The following is an 11,190-nucleotide window of genomic DNA, read 5'->3' on the forward strand; positions in this document are numbered from 1 at the left end:
GGCTACAAATCTCCAAAATCAAAATCATTGAGCTCATCCAGCTTCTCCTTCTCTTCCTCGCTTAAAGGCTGCTGCAACGCAGCACCTGCCGTATCCGCGCCAACACCCCAAATATCGCCCATCATCTCGGCCACTGCCGCCTTCTCCCTCGGTTCGAACGAGCCGAAAGCCCGGCGCAGAAAAACGAGCGAACGATGGAAAGCTTCCTTCTCAAGCGATGTGATATACGCATCAAGCTGCTGCCACAGCGACACCCTAGATAAAAGGGCATACCGGTTGCGCATCGACATCCCTTCAAACCAGCCTGCACCCAGATCGACAGGAATCCCAGGAGACAGACGGCGCGAAACTTCCTGTGCAACCCGTTCATCCGGAATCTCATTGCGCTCCAGCAATATAGCGAAAGCGAAGCCTGACAGCTTAGCATTCCGGTCGTCGCTCGAAGCCAGATCTTGCAGTTTATTGAACCATAATCCGTCATCGACTTGGTCATAATGGTCTTGTGCAACGGTATGGAGAGACTGAATTGCCCGCACCATGCCTTCAGCGGCATCGTCATTGCAGCCCGAAGCATCCATGAGCAGCAGAGTTCCCCGAAGGAACAACTGCTGGAGCAGCGGAAGCAGCGGATCTGTTTCAATCCGGCGGATAGATCCATATCGGATCAAAACGGACAGTTCGTAGGCCGCCGCTGCTATCTGTTCAAAGCTGCCCGTGTCCACCGCAAGCCCTTGCAGCGCGGATTTTGCCTGCTCCATGAGTTCAGTCAAATCGCAGTCGCACGCGGTCCTGATGATGCGCGAAGCTTCTGCGATATCGCTGCATGCCTCAAGCCGCTCCTTCAGCACGAAAGCCGCCGCCAGCTCGATCGTCTCCCCCTTCAAGGTGGACTCTACCGCCTGAATCTCGGCTTCGGGCGTCCAACGCAGCACCCAATGCTCCGCCCATGATGCGGAAGCTTGGTGTACTCGTTCCTTTTTGGCAAATTGAATGCCAAGCAGCTCTAGCCGCTGCAAGAGAACAGACCGCTTCAAGTCCAGAAACGCGGATTCCTCCGACTTCACCCTGCGGTTTTCCCGCAAGTCCAGCTCTAACGTTGTTGCTACTGGCGTTTTAAATTTTTCAAGCTTAAGTCTCTTAAGCTCCCTGTTCAAATCATCTTGAATCGGCGTCTGGCTAACGCCTTCGGGCAATCGGCCGATGGCTGTGCCGACGTCAGTTCTAGCCAATGCCTCCGCAATCGTGGAGAACTCGCCGAAGCCTAGACATACCGTCGCCGCGTCGCGCAAATCCTTCCAAGTTGGCAGACTTCCGTCGTGCAAAGCAGCAAGTGCCTCCGCCAGCCTTACTCCCTCGATGAGCGAAGCTGTGGATCTATAAGTGCCGTGCTCTCTGAGATGAGCCGCCACCTGCGAGAAATATAGAGCAGGAAGCCGGTGAAGATCTCCTCTTTGCAGACACTGCCAGAACAGCTCGAAATAAGCGGGAGCCTGATTCCCAGCGCCATAGCCGGAATGCGACGAAAGCTTATAGTACGAATAAGGCATTAGCGTCAGCTTTGTGGTTGTTTTCGGCAGGCCCTTCAACTCTTCATCCGTCATTGCCGGGAAGCGGAAATCCATCGCAGAGGCGTGATGCGCCCCGGTGACGACAACAATTTTCTCAGGGGCATGACCGTCGGCTATGGCATCTTGAATTTTACGCCTCATATACGCTTCCCGAATTTCATTGTAAGCCGCTTCCTGCGGCGCAAGCTGCATCTCCTGCCTTGCGGAAAGCTCGCGCATTTGTATTGAAAACTGATAAATGCCCTGGCGGTAAGCGTCTTTTTGCAAATTTTGTTCAAAATACCGTTCCCAATAAGCCTCGTAGTCCGGCTCATCGGACAGCTCGGCTATCCGCTGGTACAGTGCGTTCTGTTCATAAACATACACTTGCAAGTCGTCTGCTTCTTGCGTTTGCTCTGACTCGGCAGTAGATCGTCTGCGTTTCCGATGTTCATAAAGCGCCAAAGCATGCTCAGAGGGCAAATCAATAAATGAAGCCTGCGCACTGTTTTTGCTAGCCCACATAAAAGCCTGATATTCCGGCGAATAATTGGCATACGGATACAGCAGCGTCCTTACAGGTAGCCCATCCGTGTAAGCTAAAATGGCAATAGGCGGGACAACACCGCTCGACGACAGCTCACTGATAAAAGGGCTTGCATCACTGGGACCTTCAATGAGCACAACTGTAGGCTTTATTTCATCCAAAAAAGCAAGGAGGTGATGAGCGCCTGCAGGCGATAAGTGCCGTATACCGAAAACATGAAACCCCGAACTTTTGTCTAGTTGTTCATCTCCGAGCACGCGAAGTACAGATTTCTCCATGTCGATCCCCGCTTTTTCATCACATTTTCAAGATATTCCTTCCATACGAGCCGATCCTTCTCTTCGTCCTTCACAATCGCTCCCTGCAAGCCGGCTGCGATATCTTCCTCACTGATGCTGCCACTGCCAAAGCTTCCTGCAAGCGCCATACTGCCTGTCAGCAGCGAAATCGCTTCAGCTGTCGAGATGACCCCGCTCGGCCCTTTCACCTTCTCTTTGCCGTCAAGCGTCATCCCGCTGCGCAGCTCGCGGAAAATCGTCACAACCTTCCGCACCGCCTCCTCATCTGGGAGCGTCGATTTCAGCTCATAGCTGGTCGATATTTCGCTAACCCGCTTACGTACGATTTCCACTTCCGTCTCGATATCCGAAGGGGACGGAAGCACAATGATGTTAAAACGGCGCTTCAAAGCCGCCGACATCTCGTTCACACCGCGGTCACGCGTGTTTGCCGTTGCGATGATCGAGAAACCTCTGGACGCGAACACCTCTCTGCCCAACTCTGGGATCGAGATTGTTTTCTCCGAGAGGATTGAGATCAGCGCGTCCTGCACCTCTGACGCGCAGCGAGAAATCTCTTCGAAGCGGGCGAGCCCGCCGGTTTCCATCGCCCGAAAAATAGGGCTTTTAATAATCGCTTGATCAGATGGTCCTTGCGCCAGCAGCATAGCATAGTTCCACGAATAACGGATATGCTCCTCGCTCGTGCCTGCCGTTCCTTGGATGACTTTGCCGGAATCCCCAGTAATGGCCGCAGTCAAATTTTCCGAAAGCCACGACTTCGCCGTCCCTGGCTCTCCGATCAGCATGAGGGCCCGGTCGGTCAAAAGTGTAGCGATCGCCATTTCTATCAATCTTTTGTTTCCGATATATTTTGGCGTGATATTAACACCTTTTACTTTTCCGCCCGTCAGAAATGTAAGAACAGCTTTCGGAGAAAGCTGCCATCCAGCAGGCTTTGCATCCTGATCCAATTTCTTCAAAGCTTCCAATTCCTCAACATAAAGCCTTTCGGAGGGCAATCTTACGACATCTTGCTTCTGATCCATCCCCATAATCCCTGTCCCTTCTCCCCATGATTTGAGCTATCCCTTTGCTCCGTCTCTTGCTCTGACTCCGGCTTGTTAGCAATCGCTTCTGCAATATCCAACAATTGACTTTTTATGCCTTGATAGGATAAGCCCTCTGCGAACTGCCGCAGTCTTTCCGCATATGGCCTTGGCAGCAGCGAAAGCAGCGTTAATTGGATACGATCTAAGTAGTAAAACTGCTTATTTCCGCCTTTCTCCAAAATGTCCATGAGCAGCTTTGGTGCATCTGGATCGTTTTGACGGAATAAGATCAGCAATAAATTCGTTGTTTTAGTTACGTTAAAGCTAGGTCGTTCTTCACACTTCTTTACGATATAAGCTGTCACTTTCGGGTCTGACTCTCGGGAGAATCTGCAGACAAGCTCTTCCTCATCCAATTGTACAAAGAGATGCACCCATCTGGGGTCCCAACTTGAAAAATCAGATGAAGGGATAGGTTCGCTTTCATGTGCTTGTGGTTGTAATTGCGTTTGCAATTGTGTATGCAGCGACGGCGTCACCTCATACAGGACACGAAGCAAATCCTTCGCCACTGCCGACTTTTTGTCCTTGAGATCATGGCAAAACCGTTCGTAGACATCCTCTGGAGGAAGAATTTTTAGAGCTGCTCTAAAGCTGTAAGCAATGAATTTACGATTGTACGCCTCGTGCAGCGTTACGATAAAACGGTCCGCCTCAGGCAGATCAAGTTGAAGCAGTAGATCGGCAGCGGCACCCTGAAGAGCTTCTGTCTCCGGAACGATAAAGTCTGGAGTGGACAGCAAAAGCTCTAAAAAGCTAGCAACTTCAGGCACTCTTTTTCCATGCAGACTGCGGATGTCCGCAAGCAACAGTTGAGTTGAATCAGAAACATTCGAACGTCGCTTGATATTGTCGAGCATCGTTTTGGCATGTTTAAGAATGTTTAGTGTCAGCTCATTCGCCTTGCACAATTGTATCGGCTCTATGGCGATATCTTGATCCTTTGAATTGAGCGCTTTATACAAGCGAGCAATGGCCTCTTCCGTTCCAAGACGAGACAAAGCGAACAAAGCGGCTCTGCGGATCTCTTTTTTCTTATCGTTTGCCTGCTCCAAAATGAAATCTTCTTGCTCTGGATAGTCACTCAGAAGCTCAATTGCCATGGAGCGAACCTCCGTTGAACCCTCAGCCGAAGCTTGCAGCAGCAGCTCTAAGTCCGATGCAGGACGTAAGGTATGGAGGAGCTCCAAGCGGCGGGCGTCCCCTTTTCCGCCATCCATTCTGAACTGCTGCTTCAGCGCTGGGAGCGCCGCCGTCCCAACTACCGGCAGTACCTCACGGTGAAGATAATCCGGGATTTCAGCATAGCTGTCATCCAACGCAGAAACAGCTGCAGGGATCACGCGAAGATCAAGAAACAGCCTCTCTTCATGCCCAAGCCGCAGCTGTTCCATGCGTCCTTGCCCCTTTTTCGTCAACGCTTCAATCAGCGGATAGATCTTGCGGTAGGGAAGTGATGTGGGATACTCGGATTCAGCTTCAGCTGCCTCAAAAGGGGCGAGTTCTTCCTTGGTCTCCGTTTTCCCTTGCGTGTACAACACTGAGTTAAGCAGCGTACCCAGCTCCAACAGTTTCTCCGCTGAGTTGCTTGTCTCCGCTTCTAAGACTTGACTAACCGCATGCGCCATTCGCTTAAACACTGGCGCCGACTCGCCCAGCTTGTGCAAGTGGGGAAGTATTTTCTGCATACGCAAATCACCTGCCGCCATCCCGCTCCCCGCGATAAACAAGCGCCGCACCTCATACTGCAGCTCAAACAATATGTCTATACTCATGGAATCGTCTCCTAATTCTTTTCATCAATACAGCAGGCGAATGATTTCATTCGCAGTTATAATGCTCAGTGGCTGCGCCTCAAGCCGGTTATGCGTCCTATTATGTTCAAACATGACGAGCATCGCTTGGTTTTGAAGGTGCGGCTTCGTCAGCATTGTCAGCAAATTGGTTGTTGGTTCGCCAAGATACGAGATGTCCACCAGGGGCAGTTGCTTGCCTTGTTCGTCTTTTAGCACATAGGAAGTATCCGTCTTCTTAATTTCTGCAAAATGGAGCAGTACGACCGGATGCTTGTCAGATAGCGGGTTTTTGATGAGATTTTTCACCTGCTTGATGACTTCCGGGAATGATGTCAGAGCTGCTGCATGGATGTTTTGATAATCCTGCGGACTCACCTCGTGGAACGTCGCTTCCTCGGGACGCACTCTTGTATTCAGCTCACCAGGGTATAGCGCAAGCTCCTTCGCTCGGACCACCTGAAAGACAGAATCTTCTTCACGTATGTATTTGACTGCGCGAAAAGGGCGATACGTTCTTGTTATGTGGATCTGGCCGCTTTGGAGATCCATCCAATATCCCTCATCAATGAACTCGCCTCTTGCTGGATCCGTATACGATCGGAACGATAGCTGCAGCATTTCAATGTCGCTGCGCACACGACCCAGTTCTCTTAGCTCCGCGATTTGCCAGGCATGCCCGATCCATTCCTCCAATGTCGTTTCCGCATCGATAGGAATATTCGGATTTTCCAATCTGCCGCTCAAGTACTCTTTGCTTTTCTTAATAAGCGCGTGCAAAGTGGTAAGCTGCTCGATTGCAATAGGGTACACCGTTTCCCGTTCTTCTTCGCTTCGGAATTGCAGCGTAAACTCCCTGAGCGCTGTTTGGATACCAGGGATGTAGTAATTGCCGAGTTGCTTCGCCTGCTCATCGGCGGTTTGCAGCGCCTTTTTGTCCAAGCTGCCAAGTCCCGATGTAACCATCTGCAGGATCAACTTCTCGGCAATGCTGATTCCCTCAAGCTGAGCCGTTATTTTTTTCAATAACGTTGACTTGTTCGTTTTACGTTTTACAACAGGAGCATCCGTGGCGGCGGCTTCCTTCTTCTTCTCTTCCCGTTTCTCGGCCTTCCCTCTTTTATCCGCAATATCTTGAGGAACGGGAGCCGTCATAAATGTCTTTCCTGAGGTAAATGCATACATCAATCCGAGATTGTGTTTGCAAGGGAACTGACGGCTTGGACAAGTACACCGGAATACGGGATTGCCTTCCTTTATAACATCGACTGAACATCGATACGGGTCTTTGCCGCTTCCCTTACACTCCCCAAAAATGATCGTTCCGTCTTCCGACTGACAAAGCAGCGGAAAGCTGTTTTTCTTCACCAAATCCTTGCCATTCTTGATCGCACTGCTGTTGAGTGCCAGACTGTCCACATACGCTTCCGTTAAATGATTCATCTTGTACCTCTCATAACTTGGTATACAAACAGTTTCCACACTAACCCTAAATTTCCTTTTTCATGGGTATGTCTTTTCCAGCAAGAATTGAACTCGCCAGATCCTAGCAGTGACGGCTGAAACTGTTTGGATCGACCTTTCATCCTCATTACCTGTAATTAATGCAGGTACTTTATCTTCTATTCCACCGATTAACCAGCTTCGCTGAAAAAGTGCTGCTATGAACTTCGCATATTCTCCAAGCTTAAATTGAAGTGATTAAATTATCTTGCTCGTTAGCACAGCGAAGCTGCCTATCTAGCCGGCAGCTTCACTATGTTGCTTATTCAGCTATAGTTTCTCGTTAGAGTTGAACGCTCTTTTTATTCATTTTGATAATAACGAAAACTGTTCTTTGTAACATCTCTGGGATTTTGAAGATATGTTGATTTTCTAGCATATCGCTATTAAAAAAGTACTCTTCGATATCCATAATTCTACCAGATGATGAAAAATATTTGATTTTTGTTTATCAAGTGCATCAGAGGGTTATAGCAAAACTTCGAGCAATACTGCTAGCTGCTGGCCTGTACGCGGCTTTGAAAAAAATAATATCTAGGAGAATTTCTATTTATTCGTTGATATAAATGGTTAATAATGTTAATATATTAATTATAAGTAAATTATAGGAGTCTAATGAAAACAAGATACAATGGCAATTTGACTGTCATTATTATTTTGCATTAATAAAAGAAACTTGGAATTTGGAGCCAAGTAGCTCTTCAACAAGCTATCTTAATTGTGTTAAAAATAAGTGCCAATAGGATTGTAGGGGATTTGACGTGAAAAACAATGTATTAAATACATTTATATTTATTGCAAATACTATATGTTTAATAATACTTGTTAGAATCTTTTGGAATATTGGAGTTTATACAGATGAATTTAATACAAGGTCTTCAATAGTACTCGGTGGAGAACTTTGGCTTTCTATGTTCTGGATCTTACTGATATTGCTTTTTATAAGCTGTATTTTATCAATGATTAGTCTAATACGCAGAAAATAATCTAAACAATCATTCTTTCAAGATGCCGATTTTATTGAAGTCTTTGAATTGTCTAGTAATGAATTATTCCAAAAGAAAAAACCGCTATTGGGAAAGCATTCCCTTGGCGGTCTTTTTTTACTTAGCTTCTAGCATTCGATAACAGCAACTCCCAAAGGATTACCGTCATATTTTCATTCTGATTCAGCTGGCGTTCTTCAATTCGTTCCAATCGGCTCCCTAGATTCTTGTTTACTTCTAAGACTTCTGCCAGCTGGCTATATAGTTCATTGTATCGTGTATCTGAGGGTACTGACGGTTCTAGGTAACGCTCTGCAATCATCGCCATTGGATTGACCTGGGATGCGATATCTTCGTTGGCGGGGGTCGTCATCGCCTTGTACTTACTGGATATTTGCTCTACTGCATAGTCTAGGAATATATACCCGCTTGCTTCTAGCTTCTAGCACCATGATCTAAGCGTAGAGGATGCTATGCCCAAGCTAGTACATACTTCTTTGCTCGTGTAATTTAACTTAAATTGCACTTATATCAGGGATTGTCTTGTCGTCCGCATGTTATATAGGTAAATTCACGTCGCAAATAAAACGACAAGAAAGTTCCCTACAAACACAAAAAACACAAAAATTTCCCATTTAAATATGTATAATTTTCTTCACTTTGCTCTTTAAGAATAAGGCTTTGAAATTTATCTGATACATTCGTCATTTCCCACACTAGCATATCTATATCCCCTTATATAGTTTGAATCTTTATACCAAAGATTAATGGATATTGGATATTTAACAGTAACTACCATACTATTATGCCCTTTCGAGCGATTCATTTTAACTTATCGGCGCAATGTTCTTGTCTCAAATCGGCACCAGATCGTGATCCATCATTGTATCAAATCTCTTATAGGTACTTACTGCCTCCAAAAGTAAGCACAGGTATATTCGTTTACTGAGTTATTAATGGTGAGATTTGCTCGAAAAAATAAGCTCGCCTGTGTATTTGCTAATGTAATCGGAGTTAAAAATATCGAGTGCGACAAAAGGGCTGTGAAGACGAATACTCCATTGTGACAGGTTCCGAAGTTCCTTTGGTTTGAAATAGGGAGTCCCGTCTGGCCGGATAAAGGTCGTTTTCCCGCGGTTCTCGACGAGAGCAGCATCTCCGATAAATCGAAGCGCGGTATCGAATTTCGGTTCAATGACGACCTCTCCCCTGGTATTCATGTACCCATACTTCTTTTTGGGGCCGAGGATTGGCATGACGCCGCTGTTGAAGCCTTCATAAAGCAACACGCTTGGAATATTTTCCAAAACGATGTCACCATTCAGGTCCATGAAAGAGAAATGATGCAGGTCGCTATCTGACTTTACTGGGGCAAGTCCCTCCGAGAAACCGCCGGCTATTGTGTAGCCCTTCGGTGCATCCATCCGCGTACCGTCCGTCCGCCAAAGAAACGAAGGCATCCCCTTCTGATGTACGACTGCGAAGCCGTTGCAAACCTGTCCGATTGCTGAAAAAACCGGGTCAAGTGCGAACCCTCTATTTCGGTCCAACAGACCACATTGGCCATTAACTTTGACGATGGCATGACCTTCAACGAAGCAGTTAAGAAATGGTTTCTCTTCGAATAAATGCTCATATTTCTGTAGAACTTGACCGCTGTGATTAATAAGCAGGCTTTTTTGTTCCGTGCTGACTAATGCGACTCCTTCTGCGAAGAAGCCGATTCGGTCGAAGGACGGCTCGATCACTTCGGCGCCTTCCTCGTCAATAAATCCCCATCGGTTATCGCGCTTGAACGCAGCACGTCCATCAGTGAAATATTGAACTTGTTGAAAAGTAGGGAGAATGGCGACCTTCCCGAGTGAATCGAAAAAACCGGAAAGCCCGCTGGCTTTAAACGGCGTCAAGCCACTGCTGTCGTTCGAACCGAGCTTCGGCAAAGCTTGTCCGAAAAAGGGTTAGGTGAACAGGGTGTCGGATCCTGAAGCACCTCTATTTCACTATCGTCATCCTCCTCAATGTCACCCACAGCATAGTTATAAGAAAGCCATGACATCTCTGGGAAACCCATTGCAAGCTTGAAGCATTCAACATCCGCTCGATTGACGGAATCCTCTATTTCAAACAGCTCTTGGGCAGTGAAACCGAATAATTCGAATAATTGCACATGGATCTTTTGCAAGTTCCCACCGATTTCGATTTCTTCGTAGAATATATCAAACTTATGGTAAGTTTGGCCGTCTTGATAGACAGTAAATCCCCAACCGTGATCCTCGAAATTATAGAAGGCGAGCAGGGGGAAGGACAGGGAGCATACCAAGTGAAATTGTTCAACATAAGGAACTGAAATTTGCTCGCGGTAAAAAAAGACTGCCCAATTACTATTCAACATTTGAACGATACAGTCCATATCCCATTGTTGTCGAAGACGTAAAATGTCTGAAACATGCCTACTTTTTAGCAAAGTACCTTGCGTAAATTCACTCATATTTAGGGTCTGCCCCTTCCCAAAATCTCGACAATTTTTATTGCGACCGTCCAGCACATAAACGTACCTAAACTACTGTTCGTGCCAGCCTTCGTCATTCAACTATCGTTTCCGTTTGCTTAATTCATTTTTGAGCATAATGAATCATTTCCCAGTTAGTCAAATCATTAAAATTATCTATGAAATAGCCATTCGATTTCCTTTCTTTATCGGATCTCTCTAATAGTTCTTGCAATTTACCCTTTGCATTACCAAACCTTCTTATAAGATCAGCTTTATAATATTCCATGTTATGACCATCAAAAACATAATCTAACGCACCGTAACTATCCCCGATATATATTGCGAAGTCACAGCAAAAGTAATCGGCAATTTCTTTACATATACTTCTAATTTCTAATTGCAGTTCTGGATTTTTTAAAAAACTATACCATCCGAAACATGGATTAAATCACACATATATTTATTAAATATAAAGGCAAAACCGCCAGGACCGCCAACTTCAATATATTCTTCATCGCCAATCACAACTAGATCGAATGGACCAAAGTTACATGATTCGATTATACGTTCACGATTTAATGACCATTCTCTTCTTAAGTGAGGGTTATGTTCATTCACTTCTAGTACGCATTTAACAATCTTAGGAAACCTTACTCCTTTAATGAGTTCCTGTTTAAACTGTTGTATAGATTTATAATCAAAAGAATGTTGAAACGCTGCAGAGAAATTTACCCCCAAACATCTCACTTCCCAACCAATAGATTCAAGTTAATTTAAGTATATCATTATGAAACAGCATTGGAAGTATCCTGCCCGTTAGCCGTTCATGCAGCGCAAGACCAGCGCTGCACCACAGAGGATGAAAATGGATAAAATCCGTCAATACTTCTACTACGGCTGGGTGAGGAAGGTCGATCAACTATGGTGCGTTAG

8 protein-coding genes are annotated in these 11,190 nt (G+C 46.2%); 1 reads left to right on the top strand and 7 read right to left on the bottom strand.

Annotated features, from left to right (window positions below; all coding sequences use genetic code 11):
* Positions 1 to 2: 2 nt before the first annotated feature.
* Genes HQN90_RS15540 through HQN90_RS15555 form a run of 4 tightly spaced genes read right to left on the bottom strand, consistent with a single transcriptional unit; the run spans position 3 to position 6,720 of the window.
* The gene (locus HQN90_RS15540) at positions 3 to 2,372 is read right to left on the bottom strand and encodes a DUF5682 family protein (RefSeq protein WP_173220201.1); all 2,370 of its coding nucleotides are present in this window, start codon (positions 2,370 to 2,372) and stop codon (positions 3 to 5) included.
* A complete protein-coding gene (locus HQN90_RS15545; protein ID WP_173220253.1) occupies positions 2,330 to 3,421 on the bottom strand; it encodes an ATP-binding protein in 1,092 nt (363 codons plus the stop codon). Before HQN90_RS15545 ends, HQN90_RS15540 begins: the two co-directional genes overlap by 43 nt.
* A complete protein-coding gene (locus HQN90_RS15550) occupies positions 3,397 to 5,259 on the bottom strand; it encodes a HEAT repeat domain-containing protein (protein WP_173220203.1) in 1,863 nt (620 codons plus the stop codon). The genes HQN90_RS15545 and HQN90_RS15550 overlap by 25 nt, the downstream gene beginning before the upstream one ends.
* A 24-nt stretch (positions 5,260 to 5,283) precedes the next feature.
* Positions 5,284 to 6,720, bottom strand: coding sequence for an SWIM zinc finger family protein (locus HQN90_RS15555; protein ID WP_173220205.1), 1,437 nt, complete (start codon positions 6,718 to 6,720; stop codon positions 5,284 to 5,286).
* A gap of 686 nt (positions 6,721 to 7,406) precedes the next feature.
* Here HQN90_RS15555 and HQN90_RS39945 point away from each other — a divergent pair.
* The gene (locus tag HQN90_RS39945) at positions 7,407 to 7,523 is read left to right on the top strand and encodes a DUF2599 domain-containing protein (protein WP_173220255.1); all 117 of its coding nucleotides are present in this window, start codon (positions 7,407 to 7,409) and stop codon (positions 7,521 to 7,523) included.
* A 1,196-nt stretch (positions 7,524 to 8,719) separates the two neighbouring features.
* Here the strand turns inward: HQN90_RS39945 and HQN90_RS15565 are convergent.
* From HQN90_RS15565 to HQN90_RS15575, 3 genes are all read right to left on the bottom strand, one after another.
* A complete protein-coding gene (locus HQN90_RS15565; RefSeq protein ID WP_173220207.1) occupies positions 8,720 to 9,706 on the bottom strand; it encodes a WG repeat-containing protein in 987 nt (328 codons plus the stop codon).
* Positions 9,670 to 10,254, bottom strand: a complete 585-nt coding sequence (locus HQN90_RS15570; protein WP_173220209.1) for a hypothetical protein — start codon at positions 10,252 to 10,254, stop codon at positions 9,670 to 9,672. Before HQN90_RS15570 ends, HQN90_RS15565 begins: the two co-directional genes overlap by 37 nt.
* 417 nt (positions 10,255 to 10,671) lie before the next feature.
* On the bottom strand, positions 10,672 to 10,995 hold the full coding sequence (locus tag HQN90_RS15575; protein ID WP_173220211.1) for a hypothetical protein: 324 nt from the start codon (positions 10,993 to 10,995) through the stop codon (positions 10,672 to 10,674).
* Positions 10,996 to 11,190 lie beyond the last annotated feature (195 nt).

The sequence above is a fragment of the Paenibacillus alba genome (assembly GCF_013204855.1).
GTDB lineage: Bacteria > Bacillota > Bacilli > Paenibacillales > NBRC-103111 > Paenibacillus_E > Paenibacillus_E alba.

Excerpts from the sequence above, each read along its gene's own strand:
- HQN90_RS15555 (WP_173220205.1), bottom strand. The coding sequence starts at position 6,720 with ATGAATCATTTAACGGAAGCGTATGTGGACAGTCTGGCACTCAACAGC.
- HQN90_RS15550 (WP_173220203.1), bottom strand. The coding sequence starts at position 5,259 with ATGAGTATAGACATATTGTTTGAGCTGCAGTATGAGGTGCGGCGCTTG.
- HQN90_RS15570 (WP_173220209.1), bottom strand. The coding sequence starts at position 10,254 with ATGAGTGAATTTACGCAAGGTACTTTGCTAAAAAGTAGGCATGTTTCA.
- HQN90_RS15540 (WP_173220201.1), bottom strand. The coding sequence starts at position 2,372 with ATGGAGAAATCTGTACTTCGCGTGCTCGGAGATGAACAACTAGACAAA.
- HQN90_RS15545 (WP_173220253.1), bottom strand. The coding sequence starts at position 3,421 with ATGGATCAGAAGCAAGATGTCGTAAGATTGCCCTCCGAAAGGCTTTAT.